The organism is Halomonas sp. BC2 (assembly GCF_002078115.1).
In the GTDB taxonomy this organism is placed as follows: Bacteria; Pseudomonadota; Gammaproteobacteria; order Pseudomonadales; family Halomonadaceae; genus Vreelandella; species Vreelandella stevensii.
Genome location: NZ_LFGT01000005.1, coordinates 315,935 through 340,840 on the forward strand (window position 1 = coordinate 315,935; position 24,906 = coordinate 340,840).

General features: G+C 61.8%; 29 protein-coding genes and 2 pseudogenes. 13 read left to right on the forward strand and 18 right to left on the reverse strand.

Translation table 11 applies throughout. The features are described from left to right. Positions 1 to 3: 3 nt before the first annotated feature. On the reverse strand, positions 4 to 762 hold the full coding sequence (locus B7L71_RS04960; protein WP_016916119.1) for a winged helix-turn-helix domain-containing protein: 759 nt from the start codon (positions 760 to 762) through the stop codon (positions 4 to 6). A 185-nt stretch (positions 763 to 947) separates the two neighbouring features. Between B7L71_RS04960 and B7L71_RS17265 the strand changes: the two genes are divergently transcribed. After that, a complete protein-coding gene (locus tag B7L71_RS17265) occupies positions 948 to 1,121 on the forward strand; it encodes a hypothetical protein (RefSeq protein ID WP_157808948.1) in 174 nt (57 codons plus the stop codon). Between the two features lie 95 nt (positions 1,122 to 1,216). Here the strand turns inward: B7L71_RS17265 and B7L71_RS04965 are convergent, their stop codons facing one another. The 3 genes from B7L71_RS04965 to B7L71_RS04975 form a co-directional block, all read right to left on the reverse strand. Then, on the reverse strand, positions 1,217 to 1,396 hold the full coding sequence (locus tag B7L71_RS04965) for a PLDc N-terminal domain-containing protein (RefSeq protein WP_039181690.1): 180 nt from the start codon (positions 1,394 to 1,396) through the stop codon (positions 1,217 to 1,219). Between the two features lie 71 nt (positions 1,397 to 1,467). Continuing rightward, on the reverse strand, positions 1,468 to 1,983 hold the full coding sequence (locus B7L71_RS04970) for a retropepsin-like aspartic protease family protein (protein ID WP_081136362.1): 516 nt from the start codon (positions 1,981 to 1,983) through the stop codon (positions 1,468 to 1,470). Between the two features lie 16 nt (positions 1,984 to 1,999). Further along, positions 2,000 to 3,346, reverse strand: a complete 1,347-nt coding sequence (locus B7L71_RS04975) for an MFS transporter (RefSeq protein WP_081136364.1) — start codon at positions 3,344 to 3,346, stop codon at positions 2,000 to 2,002. Between the two features lie 47 nt (positions 3,347 to 3,393). On the opposite strand from B7L71_RS04975, the pseudogene B7L71_RS04980 reads away from it, so the two are divergent. Beyond that, positions 3,394 to 3,831 (forward strand): annotated as a pseudogene (locus tag B7L71_RS04980) (GGDEF domain-containing protein); the annotation flags it as partial. Between the two features lie 32 nt (positions 3,832 to 3,863). On the opposite strand, the gene B7L71_RS17270 reads toward B7L71_RS04980, so the two are convergent. Together B7L71_RS17270 and B7L71_RS04985 are read right to left on the reverse strand one after the other, a co-directional pair. Beyond that, positions 3,864 to 4,010: a hypothetical protein gene (locus B7L71_RS17270; protein ID WP_016916112.1), complete on the reverse strand. Its 147-nt coding sequence runs from the start codon at positions 4,008 to 4,010 to the stop codon at positions 3,864 to 3,866. Positions 4,011 to 4,054: 44 nt separating this feature from the next. Continuing rightward, positions 4,055 to 5,677, reverse strand: coding sequence for a BCCT family transporter (locus B7L71_RS04985; protein ID WP_081136446.1), 1,623 nt, complete (start codon positions 5,675 to 5,677; stop codon positions 4,055 to 4,057). 207 nt (positions 5,678 to 5,884) lie between these two features. On the opposite strand from B7L71_RS04985, the gene B7L71_RS04990 reads away from it, so the two are divergent. Next, on the forward strand, positions 5,885 to 6,268 hold the full coding sequence (locus tag B7L71_RS04990; protein WP_081136365.1) for a hypothetical protein: 384 nt from the start codon (positions 5,885 to 5,887) through the stop codon (positions 6,266 to 6,268). A gap of 25 nt (positions 6,269 to 6,293) precedes the next feature. Here B7L71_RS04990 and B7L71_RS04995 read toward each other — a convergent pair whose 3' ends face one another. From B7L71_RS04995 to trmB, 5 genes are all read right to left on the reverse strand, one after another. Then, positions 6,294 to 7,190 carry an AEC family transporter gene (locus B7L71_RS04995; protein ID WP_081136366.1) on the reverse strand — a complete coding sequence of 299 codons (897 nt, stop codon included), beginning with the start codon at positions 7,188 to 7,190 and terminating at the stop codon, positions 6,294 to 6,296. Positions 7,191 to 7,310: 120 nt separating this feature from the next. Continuing rightward, positions 7,311 to 10,277 carry a bifunctional [glutamate--ammonia ligase]-adenylyl-L-tyrosine phosphorylase/[glutamate--ammonia-ligase] adenylyltransferase gene (gene glnE, locus B7L71_RS05000; RefSeq protein ID WP_081136368.1) on the reverse strand — a complete coding sequence of 989 codons (2,967 nt, stop codon included), beginning with the start codon at positions 10,275 to 10,277 and terminating at the stop codon, positions 7,311 to 7,313. A gap of 96 nt (positions 10,278 to 10,373) precedes the next feature. Next, entirely contained in the window at positions 10,374 to 10,745 is a 372-nt protein-coding gene (locus B7L71_RS05005; protein ID WP_016916107.1) for a diacylglycerol kinase, read from the reverse strand. A 25-nt stretch (positions 10,746 to 10,770) separates the two neighbouring features. Continuing rightward, positions 10,771 to 12,204, reverse strand: a complete 1,434-nt coding sequence (gene dacB, locus B7L71_RS05010; RefSeq protein WP_232710743.1) for a D-alanyl-D-alanine carboxypeptidase/D-alanyl-D-alanine endopeptidase — start codon at positions 12,202 to 12,204, stop codon at positions 10,771 to 10,773. Between the two features lie 120 nt (positions 12,205 to 12,324). Then, positions 12,325 to 12,990 (reverse strand): tRNA (guanine(46)-N(7))-methyltransferase TrmB, encoded by a 666-nt coding sequence (gene trmB, locus B7L71_RS05015; RefSeq protein ID WP_081136372.1) that lies wholly within the window; start codon positions 12,988 to 12,990, stop codon positions 12,325 to 12,327. Between the two features lie 218 nt (positions 12,991 to 13,208). Here trmB and B7L71_RS05020 point away from each other — a divergent pair, with 218 nt between their 5' ends. The 7 genes from B7L71_RS05020 (at position 13,209) to B7L71_RS05050 (ending at position 20,319) form a co-directional block, all read left to right on the forward strand. Continuing rightward, positions 13,209 to 15,092 carry a beta-ketoacyl synthase gene (locus B7L71_RS05020; protein ID WP_081136374.1) on the forward strand — a complete coding sequence of 628 codons (1,884 nt, stop codon included), beginning with the start codon at positions 13,209 to 13,211 and terminating at the stop codon, positions 15,090 to 15,092. Then, complete coding sequence (gene coaD, locus B7L71_RS05025) at positions 15,089 to 15,583, forward strand: pantetheine-phosphate adenylyltransferase (protein ID WP_016916103.1); 495 nt, start codon at positions 15,089 to 15,091, stop codon at positions 15,581 to 15,583. Before B7L71_RS05020 ends, coaD begins: the two co-directional genes overlap by 4 nt. A 72-nt stretch (positions 15,584 to 15,655) precedes the next feature. After that, positions 15,656 to 15,904, forward strand: coding sequence for a YfhL family 4Fe-4S dicluster ferredoxin (locus B7L71_RS05030; protein ID WP_016916102.1), 249 nt, complete (start codon positions 15,656 to 15,658; stop codon positions 15,902 to 15,904). Positions 15,905 to 15,907: 3 nt separating this feature from the next. Next, on the forward strand, positions 15,908 to 17,212 hold the full coding sequence (locus tag B7L71_RS05035; protein WP_016916101.1) for an MATE family efflux transporter: 1,305 nt from the start codon (positions 15,908 to 15,910) through the stop codon (positions 17,210 to 17,212). Between the two features lie 152 nt (positions 17,213 to 17,364). Then, positions 17,365 to 18,675, forward strand: coding sequence for a short-chain fatty acid transporter (locus B7L71_RS05040; RefSeq protein WP_081136376.1), 1,311 nt, complete (start codon positions 17,365 to 17,367; stop codon positions 18,673 to 18,675). 87 nt (positions 18,676 to 18,762) lie between these two features. Next, positions 18,763 to 19,281 carry an acyl-CoA thioesterase gene (locus B7L71_RS05045; RefSeq protein WP_016916099.1) on the forward strand — a complete coding sequence of 173 codons (519 nt, stop codon included), beginning with the start codon at positions 18,763 to 18,765 and terminating at the stop codon, positions 19,279 to 19,281. A 33-nt stretch (positions 19,282 to 19,314) separates the two neighbouring features. After that, on the forward strand, positions 19,315 to 20,319 hold the full coding sequence (locus B7L71_RS05050) for a hypothetical protein (protein ID WP_081136377.1): 1,005 nt from the start codon (positions 19,315 to 19,317) through the stop codon (positions 20,317 to 20,319). Here the strand turns inward: B7L71_RS05050 and B7L71_RS05055 are convergent. After that, positions 20,273 to 20,653, reverse strand: a complete 381-nt coding sequence (locus tag B7L71_RS05055; protein WP_212636730.1) for a hypothetical protein — start codon at positions 20,651 to 20,653, stop codon at positions 20,273 to 20,275. The genes B7L71_RS05050 and B7L71_RS05055 overlap by 47 nt on opposite strands. Between B7L71_RS05055 and B7L71_RS17975 the strand changes: the two are divergent. After that, positions 20,616 to 20,696, forward strand: a pseudogene (locus B7L71_RS17975) (LysE family translocator); the annotation flags it as partial. The gene B7L71_RS05055 and the pseudogene B7L71_RS17975 overlap by 38 nt on opposite strands. On the opposite strand, the gene B7L71_RS05060 reads toward B7L71_RS17975, so the two are convergent. Together B7L71_RS05060 and B7L71_RS05065 are read right to left on the reverse strand one after the other, a co-directional pair. Continuing rightward, a complete protein-coding gene (locus tag B7L71_RS05060) occupies positions 20,693 to 21,043 on the reverse strand; it encodes an I78 family peptidase inhibitor (RefSeq protein ID WP_081136378.1) in 351 nt (116 codons plus the stop codon). The pseudogene B7L71_RS17975 and the gene B7L71_RS05060 sit on opposite strands and share 4 nt — an antisense overlap. A gap of 94 nt (positions 21,044 to 21,137) precedes the next feature. Next, on the reverse strand, positions 21,138 to 21,269 hold the full coding sequence (locus tag B7L71_RS05065; RefSeq protein WP_039182850.1) for an entericidin A/B family lipoprotein: 132 nt from the start codon (positions 21,267 to 21,269) through the stop codon (positions 21,138 to 21,140). 153 nt (positions 21,270 to 21,422) lie between these two features. Between B7L71_RS05065 and B7L71_RS05070 the strand changes: the two genes are divergently transcribed. Continuing rightward, complete coding sequence (locus B7L71_RS05070) at positions 21,423 to 21,842, forward strand: HIT domain-containing protein (protein WP_016916093.1); 420 nt, start codon at positions 21,423 to 21,425, stop codon at positions 21,840 to 21,842. A 6-nt stretch (positions 21,843 to 21,848) separates the two neighbouring features. Here the strand turns inward: B7L71_RS05070 and B7L71_RS05075 are convergent, their stop codons facing one another. The 4 genes from B7L71_RS05075 to B7L71_RS05090 all read right to left on the reverse strand — a co-directional run bounded on the left by B7L71_RS05075 (position 21,849) and on the right by B7L71_RS05090 (position 24,506). Further along, positions 21,849 to 22,850 (reverse strand): nickel/cobalt transporter, encoded by a 1,002-nt coding sequence (locus tag B7L71_RS05075; protein ID WP_081136379.1) that lies wholly within the window; start codon positions 22,848 to 22,850, stop codon positions 21,849 to 21,851. A gap of 62 nt (positions 22,851 to 22,912) precedes the next feature. Next, on the reverse strand, positions 22,913 to 23,554 hold the full coding sequence (locus B7L71_RS05080) for a DUF1007 family protein (protein WP_081136381.1): 642 nt from the start codon (positions 23,552 to 23,554) through the stop codon (positions 22,913 to 22,915). A gap of 29 nt (positions 23,555 to 23,583) precedes the next feature. Further along, positions 23,584 to 23,949, reverse strand: coding sequence for a hypothetical protein (locus B7L71_RS05085; RefSeq protein ID WP_081136383.1), 366 nt, complete (start codon positions 23,947 to 23,949; stop codon positions 23,584 to 23,586). Further along, the gene (locus B7L71_RS05090) at positions 23,946 to 24,506 is read right to left on the reverse strand and encodes a hypothetical protein (protein ID WP_081136385.1); all 561 of its coding nucleotides are present in this window, start codon (positions 24,504 to 24,506) and stop codon (positions 23,946 to 23,948) included. Before B7L71_RS05090 ends, B7L71_RS05085 begins: the two co-directional genes overlap by 4 nt. 117 nt (positions 24,507 to 24,623) lie before the next feature. Between B7L71_RS05090 and B7L71_RS05095 the strand changes: the two genes are divergently transcribed. Beyond that, on the forward strand, positions 24,624 to 24,906 hold a 283-nt coding region (locus B7L71_RS05095; protein ID WP_139790047.1), incomplete at its 3' end, for a glycerate kinase.

Genomic DNA, 24,906 nt, shown 5'->3' on the forward strand with positions numbered 1-24,906 from the left:
TGGTTAGCTGTCCTTGACGAACAGATAGCCCTTGCTACGCACCGTCTTGATGCGGTGAGGCTGATTGGGGTCATCGCCAATCTTGGGACGAATACGGGAGACCCGCACATCGATCGAGCGATCCTGGCCATCGTACTTGATGCCGCGCAAATCGCTGAAGATCTCTTCCCGCGTCAACACCCGCCCCGCATTGCGGGCAAGCAACCATAAAAGGTCGAACTCGGCGCTGGTCAAGTCGATGCGATCACCTGCCAACCAGGCCTCGCGGGTGGCGTTGTCGATTTCCAGATTCTCGAACTTCAGGCGCATTTCACCGTCGGGAGCAGGGCCGTCGGCACGTCGCAACAGGGCACGCATACGGGCCAGCAACACCCTCGGCTGTACCGGCTTCGGTACGTAGTCATCGGCGCCCATTTCCAGCCCCAGCACCTGATCCAGGTCGTCGGTGCGCGCGGTGAGCATCATGATCGGCCCGGCGAAATTGGGCCGCACGCGGCGGCAGATGGCCAGGCCATCCTCACCGGGCAGCATGAGATCCAGAATCACCAGATCCGGCTGCAGCGTCAGGATACGATCTACCCCCTTGGCACCATCCGCCTCGATCGTCACTTGAAAGCCGTTGGCTTCCAGGTAGTCACGGGTGAGCTCCGCCAAGCGCTGATCATCTTCAATAATCAGCACATGATCCTGGTCGGGGTAGTCGGGCGTTACCGCCTCCTGCGACCCAAGTGCTTGAAATTGCTGTTCCAAGTGATCCACCATCCTTTTCCTTCACTCCGCTTAGGCAGTTTGTGTTGTCACCCGCACACCCCCTCTGCAACCGCAGGTTGTGACCGCTTTCAGGATACCCTAAAACCGAGGTAACGCCTGCCCCTTGATCAACGTTCAGTACCCATCTCCCTGACGTTTCCGTGGGTGGCTTGATTCTTCCACCATCAAGCGCTAATGTGAAGGCGCAACTGTCGACAATGTGGCAGGAGGATATCGCCATGGAAAATGGCAAGGCAAAAAGTGTGATCAAGCGTGTTTATGTACCCACCCAGGTGCGCGATCTGCCCAACGGTGAGAAGTTGAAAATCCCGGGGCATTACAAGGCCCCACCCAGCGATAGTAACAGCTGACTCGAGCGCGTCCATCGCATTGATCGCAAAAAGGCAGGCCCATAGGGCCTGCCTTTTTCAATACTTGCCTTCAGTCGTACTAGCCGTCGAGCACGCTACCCTTTGGGCCCCAGCAGGAACCAGGCTATCAGGCCCACCAGCGGGAACATCAACAGCACGATAATCCATAGCAACTTGGCAAGGCCGCCCGCCGAACTCTTGGCGACCTTGACGATGGCCCACACGACAATGACGAGCCAAATCAAACCTAACAAACCGCCGACTTCAATACCCATGATCTCTCCTTGGTGGGTTGCATCCGTGAGCATTTAGCTAAGCACATGTTAGGCAAGCGCACAAGTTTGGTTCAAGGTTCTGGCACACGCAGAATCATTTCCCCACCGCGAATCTCGATGGCCAGATGATTTAGAAAACTCATGCCCAACAGGACGGTATCTCGCTCCATGCCTGGGCTGATGGAGCCCTGCACGTTGCTCATGCGAATGCCGCCCAGCACCACTTCATCCAGCTGGGTCAGGCTGCCTTCGACTCGGCCATTGGCGGTATTGAACCAGGCGCGCCGCCCCGGCTCCAGCCCCAACTGCGATGCCAGCTCCCCAGGCACGGCCACATAGGTAGCGCCGGTATCCAGCAAGAACGTGACGCTTTCGCCGTTGATCTCACCGGGTGCTTCGAAATGTCCGGCACGGTTGCGCTTGAGCGTGACAGGGCCATTCTCCGGCGACGTATTCATGATTTGGGCATTGGGGTACAGCATCTGCTCGAGCCCCCCCTGGACCCACCAGGTGCCGACACCGATCAGCAGCACCCAGAACAGCAGCATCATGACGATACCGCCCTGCTGTGACTTGGCTGTCGTCATGATTCACCTCGCGACATCAGGAGCTTTTCCAGGCCGTCGCTGCGTCGCGACCCCGTCGTTCATTCACGAACATACAAATCAGCATAGCCGTTATGAACAGCACCACACACAGAAGAATGGAGGCCTGAAGGCCTATCAGGGCCTGCAACACCCCCAGCATGACGATGCCCATCACCCCTGCGAGTTTGTTGGCCAGCCCCCAGAAACCAAAGAATTCGGCAGACTTCGGCAGCGGGGAAAAGACCCCCACCAGGGCACGGCTGGCGGACTGGCTGGACCCCAGGCTCAACCCGGCCAGGCAGCCTACCCACAGGAAGAGATGCTGCGCCTGCCACGCCAGCCCGAAACGGCCATTCAGCCAGGCCGTGAGTTCCGGCGTGGCCCAGATGGCGACGATGGCGGCTACCCACAGCCCCAGCGTCATCTGGTAAGTGCGTTTGGCGCCCAGGCGATCCTGTAAAAAGCCAAAGCCGATGGCCCCAGTGGCCGCCGTCACCTGGACGATGATGAACATGATGTTGCGTATGCTCTCATCCCAGCCAATGACCTGGGCCCCGTAAATGAAGGCAAAGGCGATGATGATGTAAACGCCGGCCATGGAGAACAGTAGCGATACCAGAAAGATGCTCAAGTCCTTGAAGTAACGCAGCTCATGAAAGGTGCCCATGATCCGCTGCCGAGCAATCTGCGCATAGGAAACGCCTGTGGGCTGCGGCACTCCTCGCTCTTTCAGCCATAAGAACGTGGGAATCGCCGCCACCAGAAAGAACCCTGCAGCGAAGGGCCCCACCCAACGGATTCGCTCGAAATTATCCGCCGTCGCCTCGCCCAGCACCATCAGCGTGAAACCTGCAGCCACCAGTCCACCCACATACCCTAACGCCCAGCCAAACCCGGAAATGCGTCCCAATGCATCCGGTGGCCCCAGCTCGGGAAGAAAGGCGGCAATGAACGATTCGCCCATGGAGTAGGCATAGTTCGAAAGCACGATCAGCAGCAGTCCCAACACCACGTAGCCTGGCGTCACGAAATAGAGCATGGCAGTGGTCAGCACCGTGGCCAGATAGCTGAAAAACAGAAAGCGCTTCTTCTCGGCACGGTAATCCATGATCGCGCCACACAAGGGAGCACTAACCACTACCATCAGATAACTGATCGCCAGCGCAAGGCTCCACAAAAAGTTGGCTAAGCGAAAGCCGTCATTGCGGTCCCCCACAATGACGGTGGTAAACAGCTCGCCAAATACCACGGTAATAATTAATAACGTATAGGCCTGATTGGCAAAATCGAACATTGCCCAGCCGAAAATTTCCCGGCGGGAAGCATAAGGCGTTTTAACCACTGGCACAGCACTGGGCAGCATATAAAGGACTCATAGGAAAAGAAGCTCAAGATTAGCAGTGGCAACGCGGTGCACGCCAGCATCAGCCCTTGTCGGTGATTTTTATCGATATCGACAACTTCAAGGAGTTCAACGATCACTATGGCCACGCCATGGGTGACGACACGCTGCGTGCTGTCGCTGAGGCGCTCAATGGCTGCATCACACCGCACCGCGACCTGCTGGCACGTTACGGCGGGGAAGAGTTTGTGTGTGTGCTTCCCGGCGTGGATGCCGATGAAGCCATGCAAACCGCCCACTGCCTACGTCAGGCCATTCTTGCCTTGGCCATTCCCCATGCTTATTCCACCACGCATTCGCACTTGACCGCCAGCATGGGCATTGCAACGACCACCCCTGACCATCCCTTGGGTCATGACGAATTGCTCAGCAGGGCCGACCAGCAGCTCTACCATGCCAAGCGCCGTGGCCGAAATCGCATCGAAACGCAAAAACGCCCGGCTTAGCCGGGCGTTGCTCGAAGGCACTCAGCAGCTCGTTACAGCAGCCAGTGCGCCAGGACGGCGGAGAGTCCCACCACCATAGCGGTCACTACGGCGACGGTTACGATACGATCCAGCCAACGGTCGAAGGCAACGCCTTTGGGCTGCCTTCGCGTGGCTCCGTGACGTCCCTGTCGGGCCATTAGCACGCCTGTTCCATCGGTGCGTCCTCTATCGACACTGTTGATTAGCTATTGATACGCCGGTTCACTACGCTGGGCGCACGACGCAGTCGCTCTTCTTCACCCAGCTGCTCGGCCTCGAAAGCATCGGCTCCCACCGGGGTTTCACCATGACGCCGATACAGCTGGGTCAGCATGGCTTTACGATCGGCACGCAGCTCCCGTACCAGGACGACAATCATCATATACAAAATGAACGTAAACGGTAGCGCCGCAAGCACGGCTGCAGACTGCAGCCCCGAAAGCCCGCCTGCCACGATCAGCGTCAGGCAAATCGCGGCAATCAAGACGCCCCAGATAATGCGCTTGTAAAGGGGCGGGTTGATCGAGCCATTGTCAGTCATTTGCGCCACGATGTACGACGCCGAATCCGCCGAAGTCACCAGAAAAATGAAGATCAACATCATGGCAATGACCGAGAGCAGGCCAGAAAACGGCATCAGGGCAAACATCTCGAACAATGCCACCGTGATATTCGCTTCCGTGGCCGCCGCCAGCCCCACATCACCGTTGAGCTCCAGGTTCAAAGCGGCACCGCCAAACACCCCGATCCACAGGCAGGCCAACAGCGGCGGCACGAAAAGCACCCCAAACACGTACTCCTTGATCGTACGCCCACGGGAAACCCGAGCCACGAAGGTGCCGACGAAAGGAGACCAGGCAATCACCCAGGCCCAGTAAAAGATCGTCCAGTTACTGGCCCACTCGTTATCACTATAGGGGGAAATACGCAGGCTCATACCAATGAAGTTCTGCAGATAATCACCGATCCCCAAGGTGATGGTTTCCAGGATGACCACCGTCGGCCCGGTGACCAGCACATAGACCATCAAGCCGATGCACAGCACCATGTTGAGGTTGGATAACCGCTTGATGCCTTTATCCAGCCCTGACCAGGTGGAGGCCATGTAGGCACAAAACATCACCAGCAGGATCACGAACTGCCACCAGCCGTTTTCAGGCAAGCCAAAAACGGCGTTCAAGCCGCCGTTCATCTGCAGTACGCCCAACCCTAGTGAGGTAGCGACCCCCATGACGGTAGCCACGACCGCAAACACATCCAGCCAGGACGCGTAGGGGCGCACTCGTGGATGTTTTGCGGTGACCGAAGAGAGAACCGACGATACGAGCCCCGCCTGGCCCTTGCGAAACTGAAAATAGGCAATGATCAGGCCCACGACCGAAAACGCCGCCCACTGGTGGATACCCCAGTTGAAATAGCTGTACTGAATGGCATAACGGGCGGCAGCTTCGCTTTCGGCGGGCACATCGCCGTAAGGTGGGTTGATGTAGTGCGACATGGGTTCGGCCATACCGTAAAACACCAGGCCTACCCCAAAACCAGCCGCCAGCAACATACTGATCCATGAAAAGAAGCTGTAGCTGGGCGTACTATCCTGTGGCCCAAGGCGCACTTTGCCGTATTTACTCAGCGCAAGACCAATCAAGAACACGACAAAGCCAAAGACCGAAAACAGATAAAACCAGCCAAACAGTTCCGTAACGGTTGCCAGTGCCGTTTCCGCCGCATTGCCAAAGGCCTCTGGAAACGCTGCGCCAATAATGACCAAGCCGAAAATAATGATCGCCGAAGCGATAAATACCGACTTGCCTCCATGATTCGTCATATCACCACCCTGGTTAATGAACTTGGTTGGCACTCTCCTGGTGCGTTCTCATAAATCCTAACACTCAACGGGGGAAGCCGCATGTCAGGTGTTTAACGCTGCATAATTAGCCTTTACTGATTTTCAAATCGGATAAACGGCGAGCACAAGAGTGAACTTGCCCATCGGGGTATGTTCCAATAAGGCAAACGAACGATGGAGGCATATATGCCACAGATGAATCGCGATCAACGTAATGCTGCTTGGCAAGCTGCGCACCAGTGGCGCGCCCGAGCTGCTCAGTCACGCCCCACTGGCGTCATGGGCAGCGTCAAGCTGCTGCTGACCTGGCTTGCCTTCGGGGCGCTGATGATCGTCGGCATGGTACTGGGCCTGATATTTTTGCTGATCGGCTGGGCCATGATGCCCTTCGTACGCCACAAGATGAAAAAGCGCATGGAACAAATGCGTGCCGAGCAGGCTCAGGATATTGGTGGCGGCTATGCCTCTCAACGTCATGCTTCTTCACAAAGCCAGGCATCTCATGGCCATCGCCCGCACCAGAACGTTCTGGAAGGCAGCTATGAGGTGAAAGACGAGCCGCGCCACTGAGTCGGCACGTCACCTGGTCAGCACGTCACCAGGGTGGTGCTTGTATCCAGGCAAAGGCCGCTGCCAGCGCCAGCGGCATGACCACCAGACTGCCCAGATTACCGATCAGTACCAGCGAAGCCACCTTGTGGGGTTCCAGCTTGTACTGTTCCGCGACCAGATAGTTGAGCACTGCCGGGGGTAGCACTGCAAATACCAGTAGCACGGCGGTCTGCAGCGAGTTCAACGGCAGTAGCCACATCAAGGGCAAGGCAACCACCAGCCCCGACAGCGGGCACAGCACGGCACCCAGCAACCCTGTGCGCCAGTCGCTGAAATCGATCTCCAGCAGCCGTACCCCCAAGGCAAACAGCATCAGCGGGATACAGATACCTCCCAACATGTGCATGGCTTCCAACAGCCAACTGGGCAGTGCCACTCCCCCCACATTGACCAGCAGCCCTGCCACACTGGCAGCCACGATGGGCATGCGCAGCATCCGCCACAGGGAAGTACGCGGGTCCAGCATGTAGAGCCCTACCGAAAAATGCAGCAGCATTTCGATGATGAACACCACCACGGCAGCGGGCAGCGCCTCGGGCCCAAAGGCAAGCACCAGTAGCGGCACTCCCATGTTGCCGGAGTTGTTGAACATCATGGGCGGCAGGAAGACCTTGATGTCCAGCGAGAGCCACTTGGCCACTGGCCACAGCACCAGACCGGAACCCAGCACCACCAGGGCAGCCGCCGTTGCCAGCCAGGCATAGTCGGCCAGCGGCGCCTGGCGGTCTGCCAGTACGGCAAATACCAGCAGCGGCACGAACAGCTCCATGTTCAGGGTATTCAAGCTGCCAATGTCGGGGCTGCGGTAGCGCCCGTAGGCAGCGCCGCAGCCAGCAATGAGGAATACCGGCAGCAGCGTGGCGAGTATGTGGCCAGTCATGAGCGGCCCTGCCGAACCGGCGAGCCCGCTGGGGTTGTGGCATGCATGTCCTGTCGTCCTTGTTGTTATCTTAACAGGCTATCTTTTTATCCCTGCGGCTGCCCATTAGCCCTTGGTGGATCATGCGCCCAGAAAACGCTGCCACAGGTCCGCCACCACGTGACGATGGCTCGCCAGCTCGCGGGCACTTCCTTCTGCCTTTTCGCCGGTCAGCGCGGCCCGGTGCGTGCGGCTACGGTAAGCCAGGTAGGCCTCTTTCAACTGTTCGGCTTCGCTGGGGGTGATATGCCCGCTGTCGGCCAGGGTTTCCAGAATGCGGATATTGTCGCTGTAGGTCAGCAGCGCGGGCGTCTGGTGGGCAAAGGCCAGCACGGCATACTGGCAGAGGAATTCGATGTCCACCATGCCACCCGCATCGTGCTTCAAGTCGAAGGTGCCCTCGGCGCTCACGGTATTGGCCGCCCCCTTGCTGCCCAAATGGTCACGCATCTTGTGGCGCATGTTGACCACGTCGCTGCGCAAGGTGTCCTGGGCACGTTCGACGCCCAGAATCGCACCTCGCAGCGTCTCGAAGCGCGCGGCCAGTGCGTCACTGCCCGCCACTACCCGGGCCCGCACCAGCGCCTGGTGCTCCCAGGTCCAGGCATTCTGACGCTGATAGTCGGCGAAAGCCTCCAGCGAGGTCACCAGCAGGCCAGCGTTGCCCGAAGGCCTCAGCCGCATATCCACCTCGTAAAGGCTGCCCGCAGGCGTGATGGCCGTCAGCAGGTGAATGATGCGCTGCCCCAGGCGAGTAAAAAAGACCGGGGTGTCCAGCGGGCGCGGGCCATCGGTAGCGCCCTTGCCGTCGCTGTCGTGCAGGAACACCAGATCGAGATCCGAGCCGTAGCCCAATTCGATGCCGCCCAGCTTGCCATAGCCAATGATCAGAAACGCCGGCTCACGGTTATTACAGCCAGGGGGCACGCCATGCTTGCGGGCCAAGTGCTTCCAGGCCATGGCCAGCACCGCTTCCAGAATCACTTCCGCAATGAAGGTGAGGTAATCGCTCACTTTCATCAGATGCCGCGTACCGACCACATCCGATGCCGCCACGTGCAGCATCTGGGCGTGCTTGAATACCCGCAGTGCTTCCAGCTGCGCCTCTTCGTCATCCTCGGGCAGGCGATTGAGCGTCTGGCGTAGCTCGTCGGCAAGGCGCGCCTTGTCGGCAGGCGTGTAGAGCGTGTCCGGGGTGAGCAGCTCATCGAGCAGGATGGGGTATCTGGCCAGCTGCTCGGCAATCCAGGGGCTAGCGCAGCAGAGCCGCATCAGATGCTCCAGCGCATGGGGGTTTTCACGCAGCAGCGCCAGATAGGCCGTCCGACGCAGCACGGCCTCGATCAAGGGCTGCACCCGCGCCAAGGCGGTGTCCGGCGCGTCGCTGCTGGCCAACGCCTCCAGCAGGAGCGGCATCAGGGCGTCCAGCCGCTCGAAGCCAATGCGCTGCATGCTCTGCACTGCCCGTGAGTGGTAGAGGCTGACCAGCCGCTTGTGGGCTCGCTCAGGCTCATGGAACCCTGCCCCGGCCAGCAAGGCCTGCGCCTCGTCGGGCTCCAGCTCTTCGCGCCACAGCAAGCGCCACTGCGCCAGGGCGTTTTCGCTCTGCGGCTCGTCGGCTTCTTCTTCGGGGTCGGCAATCACGGCATCGAAGTGTCGACGCACCCGCTCACGCACGCGGTTCAACTGCTCCTGCAGGGATGACCAGCCGTCGTAGCCCAGCGCGAAGGCAACCCGCTCGCGATCATCGTCATCGGTAGGCAGTTGCTGGGTCTGGCGATCTTCCAGGGCTTGAATGGCATGTTCCAGATCACGCAAGAAGGCGTAATCCGGCAGCAGCTCGTCCACCACGGCAGTGGGCAACAAACCCAATTCAGGCAGACGATTGAGAGCCGTGTACAGCGATGTCACTTGCAGCTCGGTATCTCGCCCACCGCGAATCAATTGAAACGCCTGCACGATGAACTCGACTTCGCGAATGCCCCCGGGCCCCAGCTTGATATTGCTCTCCATGCCCTTGCGTTTGACTTCCCGGTTGATCATCGCCTTGAGTTCGCGCAACGACTCGATGGCGCCGAAGTCCAGATAGCGGCGATAAACGAACGGGCGCAGGCTCGCCAGCAGCGTCTGTCCGGCGTCGATATCCCCTGCCACGGGGCGCGCCTTGAGCATGGCGTAACGCTCCCACTCACGCCCCTGATCCTGATAGTAGCTGTCCAGCATCGAGAAGCTGCCCACCAGCGGCCCACCGTCGCCCAGCGGGCGCAGACGCATGTCCACGCGAAACACGAAACCGTCGGCCGTCATGGCATCCAGGGCAGCAATCAAGCGCTGGCCGAGCTTGGTAAAATACTCCTGATGCTCGAGGGGTTTGCGCCCTCCCTGGGTTTCGCCTTTTTCGGGGAAAGCAAAGATCAGGTCGATGTCGGAAGAGAGGTTCAGCTCGCCCGCGCCCAGCTTGCCCATGCCCAGCACCACCAGCCGCTGGGGTGAGCCGTCACGTCGTGCTTCAGGCAGCCCCCACCGGGGGGCGTAAAAGTTTTCCAGCCATCCCAGTGCCGCCTCGATGCACACCTCTGCCAGCCAGGCAACCGACTGCGCCGTCTGCCACATGGTGGCACCTGCAGGCCGGTTCAGGTCACGCCAGACGATGCCCAGCATACGGGCACGGCGAAAGCGGCGCAGGGCGCGCTGCAGGTTCTCCTCATCCTCGCAGTCTGTTAGGGCGTCGTGCAGCCACTGCACGAGCGTCGCCTTGTCGGGAGCGCGGTCCAGCTCCCCAGAAGCCTCCAGCTCGGCCAGCCAGTGGGGAAAGCGCGCCAGGGTTTCCAATGCGAACGTCGAGACCGTCACCACCCGGGCCAACGCTTCCCGACGCGCCTCTGGCAGGTCATGCCATGGCTCGGAAGGCAGTGCCTTGCCGGTCATCGAGGCCAGGTTGTCGGCCTGTGTCAGGGCATCCACGAGACGCTGCCGAGCGTCGGCGGCCGGGCCTGACAGTGCGTCAGGCAGCGTGGTGGTGGAAAAGAGAGCCTGCGGTGTCTGCATATCTACCTCTGCGCCTAACGCACGTCGAAGTGACACGACTCATTGCTTGTCGGTCATTGCTGGTCTGTCATTGCCGGTCTGGGCCATGGGAGCGGGTCAGCCCAGCCACTTCTCCCAGCCTAACAGGCCCCAGGTAAGCCCCGCCATGATGAGTGACAACATGACCGCCGCCGAGCCGATATCCTTGGCACGGCCAGAGAGTTCGTGATGTTCGGTGCCGATACGGTCCACCACGTTCTCGATGGCACTGTTCAACAGTTCCACGATCAGTACCAGCAGCAGACTGCCCACCAGCAGCAGCCAGCTGACCGGCCCCTCACCGATCCACCAGGCAAACGGCAGCAGTACGGCAGCAATGGCCAGCTCTTGACGGAAGGCGGCTTCGTTTCGAAACGCGGCCTTCAGGCCTTTCCATGAGTAGCGCGTGGAGTGAACCAGATGGGTTAACCCGGTGTGTTGTGGCTTCATGCCCGTTGTCTCGTCTGCACGTTGATTAATGAGCCAGGATCATGGCATCCAGATCCAGGGAGAGCGGGTCGAGGACTTCCGGCCAGCTCAGATAAGGGGTACTGCCGCTGCCGTTGACCAGTACGCTGAAGACTCCCCAGCGCCCTTGCGCCGTGCGGAAATAGCCCGCCACTGCGCGCACGGCAAAGGGTTGATTCAGCGTGCCGGTCTTGAGCATGACGTTGTTCTGGAACGTGGGCGAACCGCGGCGAATGAAGCGCATCACCCCGTTGGCAGGCGACTGAAACGATGCCACGAAGCTCGGAAACAGCGCGCTCTGACGATACATGTCTTCCAGCATCACGTTGGTACCATGGGCCGACGTGCGGTTGTCCGTGGTCAAGCCGCTACCGCTGGAAAGCGTGATCGGCCCGTGGCCAGACAGCCCCTGAGCATAGGCCTCGATGGCCTGGCCCGCCTGTCGCAGCTGCGCTTGGGGCGTTTCCACCAGGTTCAGCGCCAGCACATCGGCCATGTAGTTGTTGGAATAGTTCATCGTCCGCAGCAGCAGCTCCTGCAGCGGCTGTCCATCGACGGCCGCTAGGCGACGTGCTTCGCTGGGCGGCCGTGTCGAGCCCACACGCCATGGGTCACGCACGGTGATACCGGCCTGATTCAGCATGGCCTGCAGTGTTTGCGCCGTTTGCTCAGCGGCATCGCCAGCCCCACGGTAGACATCCCGGGCCGCCGCGTTGGTGGAAATCTGCCCGGTCAGGCGCATGACGTCGCCACGCTCATCGGTGATTCGCTCGGCGCTGATTTCCGTGCCGCTATTGGCCGGGCGCGTGACGACCTGGTTGTCGATCACGATCAGCGGCGCGGCGCTGTCACACAAGCCCGTGCGCGCGGGCTGCCCAGCAGTGGTAGCGGGCGCCACGTTGACGCACCAGGTGCCAAAGTTGACCCCCGCCGAGGTCAGCGGCGCACTGTAAGCATTGGCGACCCGCGTGCGTGCGTTGCAGCGGTCGGTGGTGATGCACTCCACCGGGCCAAAGCGCCACTGGCTGACCACCAACGCACCGTCCACATGCTCGACGCCTGCCAGCTGCAGGCGCTGCACCAGCCGCCAGAGGTCTTCGCTGGTCAGCCCAGGGTCACCGCCGCCTTCGAACACCAGATCGCCACGGAGCACGCCATTCTCCACGGGCGCGGTGCTCACCAGCTGGCTGGTAAAGCGGTGCTGGGGGCCAAAGCGGTTGAGTAGCGCAGCCGCCATATAGGCTTTGGTCACCGACGCAGGCGACAGCTGACGCTCGGGGTTCAGGCTTCCCAACAGCAGCTCGCTGGGGCTCCCCCCCTCCAGCAGGCGCGCCTCGGCACTCACCGAAAACCCTTTGGCCTCCAGCTGGCTCAGCCGAGTGAAATCCGCCCACAGAGAGGTGCTGGCGCAGAGCGCGGCACTGGCAACGCCTGCCACCATACTGGCGCGCAGCCAGCGCGCAGGTAAATTAAAAAAACACGTCACGTTGGACTACCTCAGTACACAGTATCAATACAGATTCATCGTGGAAAACGCTGGCCATGCTCAGGAAGAAACTCGCTACGGCCGCTCTAAATCGATGGTCAAGCGCCATAGCGCCTGGCCACTTTGATCATACTTGGCTTCGAACGGCGTCAGATAGTCGCCGTTGGGCGTTACCTGGGCCACCGCCGCCTCACGCCCAGTGACCACCTGCACGGCTTGGGCAAACTCCTCCACGTAGAGGTCCCAGTTCGAGCGCAGCTCCAGCCGCCCACCCAGCGCCAACAGTGTGGGGAAAACCGGATGACCATGCCAGCGCATTTTCAAGTGGGCCGACTTGGGGTAAGGGTTGGGATAGAGCAGATAATGACGCGCAGGCGCCCACCGGGCTGCCTGCGCCAGGCGCCAGAAATCCACCAGGTCGGCACGCACCAGCAGCGCATTGCCCGGCAGCTCGCCGTGATCTCGCCCCAGCCGGTCTGCGCTGCGATCCACCCCGATCACACAGTGGTCGGGGAACCTCTGCGCCAAACGGCGGGTCGATAGCCCGACTCCGCATCCTGCATCGATGATCAACGGTGCAGCGTGCTGGCGCCGCCAGAGGTCCGCCTGTTCGAAAGCCAGGCGGGTATGCTCGGCAATGGGTTTGCGCAGCGGATGCGCCAGGGCACGCTCGACGCGCCGCACCACATCCTGGTGTGGTCCCGGTTGGTTGGAAGTCACCGATCGTGAGGTGTGCTGCATGACATCCTCTGCATGAAAAAAACGTGATTCTATCAGTCTCCCGGCTGCGCGGCATGACGCCGTTGCTCGCCCGGTGCTATGATCACGCCAGAGTCGCTATTAAGCTCACTATTAAGTTCAGGACAGGCGCTGTGAAACGGCCTCCTGGCGATAATTGTCATTAAACACCACCGCACCACGAGGAACCCGGCTTGTCACACTTACCGGTGATTGTCGGCATGGGCGGCATCAATCCCGCCGGCAGAACCTCGGGCCATCAGGCCTTCCGCCGCACCGTGCTTGATGCCTTACCCGCCGATCAGCAGCGCCAAACACTGGAAGGCTTGGCCGCGCTCATGCGTCTCGCCGAGCACTCCGACCATGGCTGGCAGGACAGCGCAGGACAGCCCCTTGACTCGCCTGCCAGCCTGCTGCGTGAGCAGGTGCTTGACCATACCCTGATCCGCCGTAACGAGGATCCACGCTTCCAGGCACCGGGCATGCCCGCCAACCGCCGTGCAGAGCTGGCGCTGGCCGAGCCCGTGCGCGTCACGCTGCGTCGCAAACAGCTGCCCGAGCAGCTGCCGGAAGGCTGGGAAGTACGCGAACTGGACGCCCGAGAAGTAGAAGTGACCCTGCCAGCGGGCATGCTGGAGGTCCTGCTACCCGATACTCAGGAACCCAAGGTGAAGGCCGCTGCCCAGCTGCCCTCCGGGTTCGACCCAGCCAGCCTGTACCGCAGCGTACACCACCCGCGCGGGCTGGCCATGGCCATTTTCGGGGCCAGCGACTGCCTTGGCGCCAGTGGACTTGACTGGGAGACCCTGCGCCAGCAGCTCAACCCTGACCATATCGCCGTCTATGCGGGCAATTCGATTGGTCAATTGGATGACGAAGGCTGGGGCGGGCTGCTGAAGAGTCTGGTCAGTGGCCAGCGCGCAACGTCCAAGCAGATGCCCCTGGGGTACGGGCAGATGCCGGCCGATTTCCTCAATGCCTATGTACTGGGCAGCGTGGGTGGCACCGGCGCGGCGCTGGGCGCCTGCGCCAGCTTCCTCTACAACCTGCGCCTGGGCATCGACGATATTCGCGCCGGACGCCGCCGCGTGGTCATGGTCGGCACCGCCGATGCGCCGATCACCCCCGAGATCATCGAAGGCTTTCGGGCCATGGGCGCGCTGGCAGACGACGCCAGCTTGAAAGCCCTGGACGCCCTGACGCTGCTCACCGATGCCGACTACCAGCGCGCCTGCCGCCCGTTTGCCCGCAACTGCGGCTTCACCATGGCCGAAGCCAGCCAGTTCGTGCTGTTGATGGACGATACGCTGGCTCTGACGCTGGGGGCCGACATTCTGGGGGCCGTCCCCGATGTGTTCGTCAACGCCGACGGCTACAAGCGCTCCATTTCGGCGCCGGGGATCGGCAACTACATCACGCTGGGCAAGGCTGCGGCGCTGGTCAGGAACATGCTGGGAGAGACCGCGCTCAAGGAGCGTACCTATCTGCATGCCCATGGCACCAGCACGCCCAAGAACCGCACCACGGAATCCCATGTATTCGATGAGATTGCCCGTGCGAACGGAATCGCGCAGTGGCCGGTGGTGGCCATCAAGGCGTTCATTGGCCACTCCCAGGGCTCTGCGGCGGGCGACCAGCTGGCCAGCGCCCTGGGCAGCTTCGCCCACGGCCTGCTGCCGGGCATTCCCACTCTGGATGCAGTGGCCGATGACGTCTATGCCGAGCGGCTGCGCTTTTTCACGACGCCCCAGGCGTTCAACGCCGATGCCGCCTTCATCAACGCCAAAGGGTTTGGTGGTAATAACGCCACCGGCGTGGTGCTGTCCCCCCAGGTCACCGAGCAGCTGCTCCTCCAGCGCCATGGCAGCGCTGCCGTGGAGGCCTGGAAAGCCAAGCGGGAAACCGTGCGTGCCCAGGCCGCCGCGTATCTCAGCGAGGCGGACAAGGGCCACTACGCCCCGCGCTACCAGTTTGGCGAAGCCGTGCTGGAAGGCCCCGAGCTGGATATCCGGGCCGACCGCATTCATATCCCCGGCTACCACCAGGCGGTATCGCTGAACGTCGACAACCCGTTTGGCTCACTGAACGGCGAGGGGCAGTCATGAGCGCCCCACGCCGCAATATCGCAGTCTACCCCGGCACCTTCGATCCCATCACCAATGGCCACTTCGATCTCATCGAGCGTGGAGCGCGCATGTTCGACCAGGTGGTCATCGCCGTGGCGGCCAGCCCTGGCAAACGCCCCGCGCTGGAGCTGCCGACCCGCATCGCGCTGGCTCAGCAGGTGTGCGCGTCGCTGGAGAACGTGTCGGTGATCGGCTTCTCGTCGCTGCTCACCACCATGATGCACGAACAGGGCGCGACGATCATTCTGCGCGGCCTGCGCGCCGTCTCGGATTTCGAGTACGAACTACAGCTGGCCAACATGAATCGCGCCCAGAACCCCGAGCTGGAAAGTGTCTTTCTGACGCCTGCGGTGGAGAACTCCTACATCTCCTCGACCATAGTGCGTGAAATCGCCAAGCTGGGAGGCGATATTTCAGCGCTGGTGCATCCGCAGGTCGCAGAGGCGCTGCGTAAGCACTACACTAACTAGCCATCGCTATTGTTGAGTAAAACACTCGGGTATATCACCGCCCGAGTGTTCCGCCATTCGTGAGGTATGCCCATGGCCCTGATGATTACTGACGAATGCATTAACTGCGACGTCTGTGAACCCGAATGCCCCAACGATGCCATTTCTCCCGGCGAGGAGATCTATGTCATCGATCCCAACCTGTGCACCGAGTGCGTTGGCCACTTCGACGAGCCTCAGTGCCAGCAGGTGTGCCCGGTCGACTGTATTCCCCTGGACCCGGAGCGCCCCGAGACCCAGGCACAGCTGATGGAGAAGTACCGCATCATCACCGCAGCCTGACCCGTGCGTATCTGGGCGTTAGCCTGGCCCATCATCCTCTCCAACATCACCGTTCCGCTGCTGGGACTGGTGGATACCGCCGTGGTGGGCCACCTGCCCGACCCCCGCTACCTGGCAGGCGTCACGCTGGGGGCCACCCTGTTCAGCTTTCTCTATTGGGGGTTCGGGTTCCTGCGCATGGGTACCACTGGCCTGGTGGCACAAGCCATGGGGCGCGATGCGCCCAGCGATGTACGCAACCTGCTGGGCCAGTCGCTGATCATCGCCATGGGGATTGGCGTGCTGCTGATCCTGCTGGGCTCCCCGTTGATCTCGCTGGGGCTGTGGCTGCTGGACGGCAGCGCCGAGGCCACCCCGCTGGCCCGGGAGTACGCTGAAATCCGCCTCTGGTCGGCCCCCGCCGTGCTGGCCAACTATGCCATCCTGGGCTGGTTCCTGGGGCAGCAGAATTCCCGAGTGACGCTGATGATCCTGCTGCTGACCAACGGCGTGAACATCCTTCTGGACGTTTGGTTCGTGGTGGGGCTGGGCATGACCAGCAACGGCGTCGCGCTGGCCAGTGTACTGGCCGACTACAGCGCGCTGGCATTTGGCGGTTATCTGGTGATGCGCCAACTGGGGCTTCTCGAGGGCCACTTTCAGCGCCAGCGGCTGCTGGCATGGAACGCCTATGCGGCGCTGTTCAATGTCAACGCCAACCTGTTCGTGCGCACCCTGGGGCTGCTGTTCGCCATGGCATTCTTCACCGCCCAGGGGGCTCGCCAGGGGGATACCGTGCTGGCCGCCAACGCCGTGCTGCTGCAGTTCATCATGCTGACCAGCTACGCCCTGGATGGCTTTGCCCACGCTGCAGAATCGCTGGTGGGCAGAGCCTACGGGCGCCGTGATTGGCCAGCGTTCGCCGCCACCGTCCGGGCCACGGCACGCTTCTCCTTCTGGACCGCCGGGGCCGCCGCCCTGCTGTTTGCGCTGGGCGGCAACCAGCTGATTGCCCTGCTTACCGGGCTGGAAGAAGTGCGCGCGGTGGCCGCCGTCTATCTGCCCTGGATGGTGCTGATGCCGTTGATCGCCGTGTGGAGCTACCTGCTGGACGGCGTTTTCATTGGTACCACCGCCGTCAGCCAAATGCGTAACAGCATCTTTGCCGGGCTGGCCGTCTACCTGCCCTGCTGGTGGTGGTTGCAGGACGCTGGCAATCATGGCCTGTGGCTGGCACTCACCCTGTTCACCGTGACACGTTCGCTGGTGCTGATCCTCTATTACCGCCACTACCGGCGCACCCGGTGGTGCGACCATCCAGCTCGCTAAGCTAGCGTTGAAGCCCACAACGGGCGGCTTTGGCCAATTACGCTAACGTGAGCTTGAGGGGGCCGCTCCATGAGTCGTCGAGGGGTGAAAATTATGCCGCACCGCCGTATATTAGCCGCGCACTTCCTAATAACGAATAAAGAGAGCACTGCATGCTAAAACTCATCTCGAAACCGGCGGTCAAGCTGGTCGAACGCTATTTACCCGACCCGTATATATTTGTGCTGCTGCTGACCCTGGTAGCGGCGGTAGCGGCCATCGCCGTCGAGCGACAAACGCCCCTGGCCGTACTGCGCATGTGGGGAGATGGCTTCTGGGGCCTGCTGACCTTCTCCATGCAGATGCTGCTGGTACTGGTCACCGGCTTCATGCTGGCCAGCTCGCCGCCGGTCAAGCGCATCCTGCAGAAAATTGCCGGTACCGCCAAAACGCCGGGCGGGGCCATCATTCTGGTCACCCTGGTATCGCTGGCCGCCAGCTGGATCAACTGGGGCTTCGGCCTGGTCGTCGGGGCCCTGTTCGCCAAGGAACTGGCCCGCCTGATCAAGGTGGACTATCGCCTGCTGGTGGCCAGCGCCTACTCCGGCTTCGTGGTCTGGCACGGCGGGCTGGCTGGCTCGGTGCCGCTCACCATCGCCACCGAGGGGCATTTCTCCGCCGATCAGATCGGCGTCATCAGTACCAGCTCGACGATTTTTGCCTTCTTCAACCTGGCCATCGTGGTGTGTCTGTTCATTGCCGTACCGCTGGTCAATCGCCTGATGCTGCCGGATGAAAAGGACAGCGTGTATGTAGACCCCAGGCTGCTGGATGACGAGCCCGAGCCCGTCGGTCGCATTACCCGCCCCGCCGAAAAGCTCGAAAACAGCATGCCGCTGGCCCTGCTGGTGGGTGTACCTGGTCTGCTGTTCTTGCTGGACCACTTCCTGCTGCGCGGCGGCAGCTTGAACCTGAACGTGGTGAATTTCCTGTTCCTGTTCCTGGCGATCGTGCTGCACCGCACGCCGCGCAACCTGCTTACCAGCCTGAACGAAGCCATCAAGGGCGGCGCGGGCATCGTCATCCAGTTCCCTTTCTATGCGGGGATCATGGCCATCATGGTGCAGTCGGGCCTGGCGCAGAGCATGTCGGAGTGGCTGGTCTCGTTTGCCACGGCTAACTCGCTGCCGTTCTGGTCGTTCATCAGCGCCGGTATCGTCAACCTGTTCGTGCCCTCCGGCGGCGGCCAGTGGGCCGTTCAAGCACCGGTCATGCTACCGGCGGCCGAAGCACTCGGAGCGGATATCGCTCGGGTCGCCATGGCGGTCGCCTGGGGCGATGCCTGGACCAACCTGCTGCAACCCTTCTGGGCGCTGCCGGTGCTGGCCATTGCCGGGCTCAAGGCCAAGGACATCATGGGCTTCTGCCTGATCCAGCTGTTCATTACCGGTGCGATCATCTCGGCGGGGCTGGTCTGGTTCTAAGCCCCCTGGTACGCTGTTGACCACCCGCCCCCGCTCGGCCCGTGCGCCAGGGGGCGGGTATTTTTTGGCTTTCAAAAGGTGATCTCCATGACCGACACGACGCTTGAACACAGCCCACTGCCTGGCCAGCACGAGCTGTCCATGACGGTACTGATGACCCCGGACATGGCCAATTTCAGTGGCAAGGTGCACGGCGGTGCTATCCTGAAGAAGCTGGATGAGGTGGCTTACGCCTGTGCCAGCCGCTACTCGGGCCACTACGTGGTGACGCTCTCGGTGGATCAGGTGTTGTTCAAACAGCCCATCCATGTGGGTGAGCTGGTCACCTTTTTGGCCAGCGTCAATCACGTTGGCCGCTCCTCTATGGAGATCGGCATCAAGGTGGTGGCGGAAGACATTCGCGACAAGCTGATACGCCACACCAACAGCTGCTACCTGACCATGGTGGCCGTGGACGAGCAGGGCAAACCGGCTCGCGTGCCGCCGCTGGCACTGGAGACGCCGCTACAGAAGCTGCGCTTCGAAAAAGCCGCCCTGCGCAAGAAGCTGCGCAAACAGGCCGAACAGGAAGAGGAGCGGGCCCAACAGCATCACCGGCAGCGCTAGTCGCTGCCCTATTCGTCATGACAAGGAGTCACCATGCCCATCAGGCGGCGCTACCCCCATCTGCCCAAGGGGGTCGAATACGCACACATCGGCTGGGATTTACTGATCCTGACCGCAGTGGCCGTGAATTTGAGCCTGCTGCTGTTCGACTCGCTGTTTCTGATCGAGCCGCTCAATCAAGCCTTCGCTGCCATGGCCCCGAGCGCCCATGCGGCCTACGACACGGCGATCCATAGCCGCTTCACCACCATCGACCTGATGTTTGTCGGCCTGTTCGTGGCCGATGTCCTGCTGAGCTGGACGGTGGCCATCGCCGAACGGCGCTATCACCGCTGGTTTTTCTACCCGTTCGTCCACTGGTACGACGTACTGGGCTGTATTCCGGTGGGCGGCTTCCGGCTGCTGCGCATCCTGCGCGTGGTGTCGCTGCTGCACCGCTTGCATCGGCTTGGCCTCATCACGGTCACTCAGTGGCCGCTTTACCGCTTCTTTGCCAAGTATTACGACATTCTGCTGGAAGAGCTCTCGGACCGTATCGCTCTGCGCCTGCTGGGCAACGTTCAACAGCAGATCACGGCCAGCGACTCCCTCTCGGAGCGGGTCATCGAGCGGGTCATCATGCCGCGCAAACGCCAGCTGATCCATGAGATCACCCAGCGCCTGGAAGCCACCGCAGGGCAGGCCTATCAGCAAAACCGCAGTGCCATCCAGACCGCCATCAGCGAGCTGGTCAGCCGCACGCTGCGCGAAAGCCCGGAGATCCGTCGCCTGCAGCGCCTGCCCATGGGCCACGCGGCATCCAGCGCGCTGGAAGCGTCGCTGAGCGGCGTGGCCCAGCGGCTGGTGGACGAGATTGCTCAGCAGCTGCACTCCCCAGCCTTTCGCCAGATGCTGGAGCAGACTGCCGATAGCAGCTTCGATAGCTGGCTGCAGGTCGACCAGGGTAGCCAGCAGGTAACCGAGCAGGTGCTGCTGGATATTCTGGAGATGCTCAAGGAGCAGGTAGCGCGACAGCGCTGGAAAGATCGCTACGAGTGAGGCGGCTGGCCACGGGCCCTGGCATCAAACGGTGGTGGTGGCCCCCTTGGGTCACCAGCAGCTCGTCGGCCGCCAGGGCCATGCCAAGCCGGCCCAGCCAGCGTGCCAGCAGCTGGCGATGGTGCTCGCTCCCTTGCGCGCCGGAGTAGGTAATTCCGCGTGTCAGTACCTCTGGGTCGCCGCTCAGGGCATGCAGCGCCGTACTCAGCGCCTGGGCTCTCAATGGATGAGGCGGCGGCAGGCTCAAGCTGAGGTCGGTCAGGCCGCTCTCCCGCTCATGGAGCGTATCGAAGACGAAGAGCGACCGGGCATGGCGGGCCTTCAACATCACCATGGGGGTGCTCACCGCTGCCTGCGTGTGGCTGATACTGCGTTAGCCGCAGCGCACGGCCTCGATCAGCTCGTCACTGCCCAGCACAATGTTCAAACGATCTTCCCGGTAATCCATGGTCGCGGCGCTGTCAGGCCGCAATACCCGTACATGACGGGAACCGCTCTCGTCGCGCAGCGCTTCGACAAGGGCCTCGTCAAAAGAGGCGCCAATGGCATGGGCCACGGCATCGGCATCACAGACCGCCTCGGCATCCACCGGCGTGCGGCCAACTACGGGAGGCTCGGTGGCTGGCTCACTGGGAGCCTGGGACGTACAAGCGGCCAGCAGCAAGGTAGCCAGCAGCGCCGTCAGGGCACGTGTATGTCGGAAGGTGAAACGGGGAAGTGGCATGCGTGTTCCTCAAGAAAAGCGCTTAATGGTCGTCCTCTAAAAGCAAGGGTCAGGCATGACTGCCTGACCCTTGCTTGCTCAAAGCCCGCCTTGATCAGCTAGCGGCATCCTGAACGGCACGACCACCTTCCTGAACATCCTGGCCTGCGCCTGCCACGGTATTACAGCCCGCCAGCGCACCGGCAGTGATCAGCAGGATAAAACTTGTCGCCAGTAATTTTTTCATCATGTTCTCCTTAACAAGTGATGTCGCCTTCGAGCCTCCCTTCGTCGAGAACGAAGCGGCTCCCGTCTTAACGTAACAGATTTTCGGTATTTCGCCTGCTATGCTGCAGCCTTGAACCTACGCTTGCCATCAAGCCCCACCTGGAGACGTCACTTGGCCGACCTGATTCTCGACCCTCGCCTGGAAGCAGACACTTTCCCACTGGCCGACCTGCCCCTGTGTCGTGTGCTGCTTATGAACGATGCCCGCTACCCCTGGGTGGTGCTGGTGCCCCGTGTTAACGACATCAGCGAGGTATTCGAGCTAAGCGACGCAGACCAGGCCCAGCTGTGGCGAGAAGCTGCGGCCCTGGGAGCGGCCATGAAAGAGGCCTATCACGGCGACAAACTCAATATCGCCACCCTGGGCAATGTGGTGAGCCAACTGCACCTTCACGTGGTGATCCGCTACCGCGACGATGCCAGCTGGCCCGCCCCGGTATGGGGCAACGGCACGCCTGAGCCGTATGAGCTTGCGGACCAGGGCAAACGGCGTGAACAGCTGCTGGCCCTGATCAATGGCTTGAGCGTTTAGGCTGCCTCAGCCGCCGGGCAGTACGCTGCGACTCGGCGGCTCGCTCAGCAGCGGGCCACTGGCAGGCTGCGCTGCTCCCGCCAACGACAAGGAGACGCCCAGCGCCACGATCAGCGCGCCCCCTGTGAGGGCGACCCACCCCGCGACTTTCTCCACCACTTGCTGGCTCTGCTGTCGTTGCAGCCGCCGAGTCGCCCAGCCCCGCGCCACGATACTGGCCATGGCCAGCGCCGAAACGGTGATGCCGGTACCTAGCGACATGACCAGCACCGAGGCCACCCCCACATGGAACTGCCCCAGCAGGCTGGCTGCCCCCAGCATCAACACGGCCCCGGTACAGGGGCGCATGCCAATGGCCCCCACCGTCATCAACGCAGTACGCCACTCCAGCGCCTGCTGTGGCTCGATATGGTGGGCTCCGCCGCAGCAGTGGGCATGATCGTGGCTGTGGCTGTGGCTGTGCTCATGATGGTGGGGCTCGGCCTCCGGCGCCTGCGCACGATGGGCGTGGCGCAGTTGCCTGATGGCACGCCAGCATAGCCAGACGCCCAGCAGCGCCACCAGCAGAAAGCTCGCTTGTTCCACCCAGACCACGCTCCCCATGGCCTGCCGAGTGAGCCACCCCAGCCCGTGCACCAGCACCACGACCATGACGATGGCCGTCACACCCTGCAGCAAGGAAGCCGCAAACGACAGCCCCAGTGCACGCCGGGTCGCTCCCCCATGGGAAGCCAGGTAAGTGGCCAGCACCGCCTTGCCATGACCAGGCCCCGCAGCATGAAACACGCCATAGGCGAAGCTGACTCCCAGCAGCGTCATCCACGCACCCGTAGACGGCGTGCGGGAGAGTTCCGTGATGGCCAGCGTCAGGCTGCGATGCAAGTCGCGCTGCCAGCCCAACAGCTGGTAGCTGACGCCCTGCAGATTGCTTTGCACGACCCAGACCAACAGGATGGCACACAGAATACCGCCTGCTGCCCAGGCCAACTGTTGTCGTGTTACCGGCATCCTCCCTCCACGGCAAAAAAGTTATAAAGTAACAAATTGATATACGATAGCAGGCGTCTGCGTCAGCGGCAATCCACCCTGCCGGTCTCGGCAAAGTGGCGGCCCAGGCCCGGCTCACCCTCTTCGTCCACGTCCAGCAGGGCTGCCTGCAGCACCAGTTCGGGGTCTGGATCGGCCGCGATGATGCTCAGCTCGCAGGCGGGCTCGCCATTCAACACCAGCGCCCCCTTGCTGGGGCCATCGTTATCGGCCTCATGCACCACTTCGATGTAATAGGTAGGGTCAAAGACCTGGTACTCCAGCACGTTGCCTTGCAACGGCTGAGGGCTCTCCAGGGGCAGTATGAACATGAAGGTCAAACGGCCATCCCGCTCCATGGCGGTATACTCCGTCACCTCGCCAAAGGCCAGCCGCTCGCGGTTGATACGCAGCTCGGTAAAGTAGTGCTGGGGCACCAGATTGTCGCGGATATCGCTGCCCAGCTGGTCCAGGCCCTCTTCCAGCGACGCGCCGGGCACCTGCTGCAGCTCCTCGAACACCACCAGGCTGTAAAACGGATCCATGCGCCAGGTTTGATGCACGCCAGTGGCCTCACCCGCCTCGTTGGTGATCACGCGCATGCTGAGATCGATCCAGCCATGGGGGTGCGCCCATACCTCACCGCTGGCCAGCCCAAGGCCCACGGCCAACGCGGCCCCTTTCATCCATCTCCATTGTTTGGCGACTGCCAGGGTCACGGTAACTCTCCTAATCTGCTTTGTAACTCCACCAGCCACGGGTCCAGCACGTACGGGGGAATCGGCTGACTGCCGCTGAGCGCAGATACCCGCACCCGCGTGCCGCCGCCCGATTCGCTCACTTGAAGCTGCAACCGGTAGCCGGGCCAGCGGGCCAGCACCGCTTCCGCCCGCCCCAGGGACATATCGGCATGGCGCACCACATACCCCTGTTCGATCATCATCGCGACGGCCTCACGGAACGTCTGCTCGGTATCGGCACGGTAGTGCAAATCGCGGCTTTCCAGCGGCTGCGTCGTTGCACATCCGGCCAGCCACAGCAGTGTGACCAGCGCGGCTCCCCACTTGATGAAACGGCTCATAAGCCCCCCTGCCCCTGGGCCTGTTGAAAGGCTGTTTGAAAGCGTCCGCAAAAGTCATCGTTACTGGCGCTGTAGGCCTCGCGCTGCTCACCGAAGTGATCGAAACGGCGAATGTCCCGAGACAGGCGTAGCTGCGCGTCACTGACCAGCACCGATACACGCTCCACTTCCGTGGGCGTTTGCCCGGCGCCCGCACCAAAACGCCCGCCCACGCCCAGGCCGATGCTGGAGCCGCGTCCCACGCCCATCCCGCCAAACAGCCGGAAGCCGCTGCCGTAGGGGGAGTAATAATCATAACGGTCATAATATCCCACCAGCTCGCGCTCGCGGGAGGCGCTGACCAGGCCAAGCCGAGTGTCGGTGGCGTCCAGGCTAAAGCCCCACGCTTCCAGCACATCGACAGCACGAGTGACCGCCGCCAGGGAGTCGGCTGCCTGATGGACCGGGAATGCACAGGCCGCAGCAGGCCCAGGCTCGGCCTGGGGCAAGCGGTCTGGCACTGTCTGGCAGCCGGCCAAGGCCAGCAGGCAGGTCATGCTGATCGGGATAACCTTCATGTGAATTCCTCTTGCCCTTTGTGCGACTGGTGTGCGGTCCAGCAGCACGCTAAGCTCGCTGGCTAACACGAAAAAGAACGACAATACGCTGAGACAACGTTTCAAGGAGGTTGTGCGATGAATGTACTGCTTTGCCCGGATAGTTTTAAGGATGCCCTGAGCGCCGAACAAGCGGCCCAGGCCATGGCACACGGCATTACACGGGCGGCACCCTCGGCCATCACGCACCTCTGCCCGCTGGCCGATGGCGGCGAGGGCAGCCTGGATGCCTTGATGGCAGCCACTCAGGCAGAGTGTCGCACGCTCACCGTTCAAGATGCCCTGGGCAGACCCCGCCAGGCCCGCTGGGGCTGGCTTGGCGAGCAGCGTACCGCGTTTATCGAGCTGGCAGAAGCCAGTG

Coding starts and splice junctions, on each gene's coding strand:
- B7L71_RS05040 (WP_081136376.1), top strand. CDS start 17,365: ATGCTAAAACTCATCTCGAAACCGGCGGTCAAGCTGGTCGAACGCTAT.
- dacB (WP_232710743.1), bottom strand. CDS start 12,204: ATGGTGGCAGGCGTTGCCAGTGCCGCGCTCTGCGCCAGCACCTCTCTG.
- B7L71_RS04990 (WP_081136365.1), top strand. CDS start 5,885: ATGCCACAGATGAATCGCGATCAACGTAATGCTGCTTGGCAAGCTGCG.
- B7L71_RS05080 (WP_081136381.1), bottom strand. CDS start 23,554: ATGAAAGGGGCCGCGTTGGCCGTGGGCCTTGGGCTGGCCAGCGGTGAG.
- B7L71_RS05065 (WP_039182850.1), bottom strand. CDS start 21,269: ATGAAAAAATTACTGGCGACAAGTTTTATCCTGCTGATCACTGCCGGT.
- B7L71_RS04995 (WP_081136366.1), bottom strand. CDS start 7,190: ATGACTGGCCACATACTCGCCACGCTGCTGCCGGTATTCCTCATTGCT.
- B7L71_RS05085 (WP_081136383.1), bottom strand. CDS start 23,949: ATGAGCCGTTTCATCAAGTGGGGAGCCGCGCTGGTCACACTGCTGTGG.
- B7L71_RS05055 (WP_212636730.1), bottom strand. CDS start 20,653: ATGGTGATGTTGAAGGCCCGCCATGCCCGGTCGCTCTTCGTCTTCGAT.
- glnE (WP_081136368.1), bottom strand. CDS start 10,277: ATGCAGACACCGCAGGCTCTCTTTTCCACCACCACGCTGCCTGACGCA.
- B7L71_RS04975 (WP_081136364.1), bottom strand. CDS start 3,346: ATGCTGCCCAGTGCTGTGCCAGTGGTTAAAACGCCTTATGCTTCCCGC.
- B7L71_RS05060 (WP_081136378.1), bottom strand. CDS start 21,043: ATGCCACTTCCCCGTTTCACCTTCCGACATACACGTGCCCTGACGGCG.
- B7L71_RS05050 (WP_081136377.1), top strand. CDS start 19,315: ATGCCCATCAGGCGGCGCTACCCCCATCTGCCCAAGGGGGTCGAATAC.
- B7L71_RS05005 (WP_016916107.1), bottom strand. CDS start 10,745: ATGAAGCCACAACACACCGGGTTAACCCATCTGGTTCACTCCACGCGC.
- B7L71_RS04970 (WP_081136362.1), bottom strand. CDS start 1,983: ATGACGACAGCCAAGTCACAGCAGGGCGGTATCGTCATGATGCTGCTG.
- B7L71_RS05020 (WP_081136374.1), top strand. CDS start 13,209: ATGGGCGGCATCAATCCCGCCGGCAGAACCTCGGGCCATCAGGCCTTC.
- B7L71_RS04965 (WP_039181690.1), bottom strand. CDS start 1,396: ATGGGTATTGAAGTCGGCGGTTTGTTAGGTTTGATTTGGCTCGTCATT.
- trmB (WP_081136372.1), bottom strand. CDS start 12,990: ATGCAGCACACCTCACGATCGGTGACTTCCAACCAACCGGGACCACAC.
- B7L71_RS17270 (WP_016916112.1), bottom strand. CDS start 4,010: ATGGCCCGACAGGGACGTCACGGAGCCACGCGAAGGCAGCCCAAAGGC.
- B7L71_RS05090 (WP_081136385.1), bottom strand. CDS start 24,506: ATGAAGGTTATCCCGATCAGCATGACCTGCCTGCTGGCCTTGGCCGGC.
- B7L71_RS05045 (WP_016916099.1), top strand. CDS start 18,763: ATGACCGACACGACGCTTGAACACAGCCCACTGCCTGGCCAGCACGAG.
- B7L71_RS05030 (WP_016916102.1), top strand. CDS start 15,656: ATGGCCCTGATGATTACTGACGAATGCATTAACTGCGACGTCTGTGAA.
- B7L71_RS05075 (WP_081136379.1), bottom strand. CDS start 22,850: ATGCCGGTAACACGACAACAGTTGGCCTGGGCAGCAGGCGGTATTCTG.
- B7L71_RS04960 (WP_016916119.1), bottom strand. CDS start 762: ATGGTGGATCACTTGGAACAGCAATTTCAAGCACTTGGGTCGCAGGAG.
- B7L71_RS04985 (WP_081136446.1), bottom strand. CDS start 5,677: ATGACGAATCATGGAGGCAAGTCGGTATTTATCGCTTCGGCGATCATT.
- coaD (WP_016916103.1), top strand. CDS start 15,089: ATGAGCGCCCCACGCCGCAATATCGCAGTCTACCCCGGCACCTTCGAT.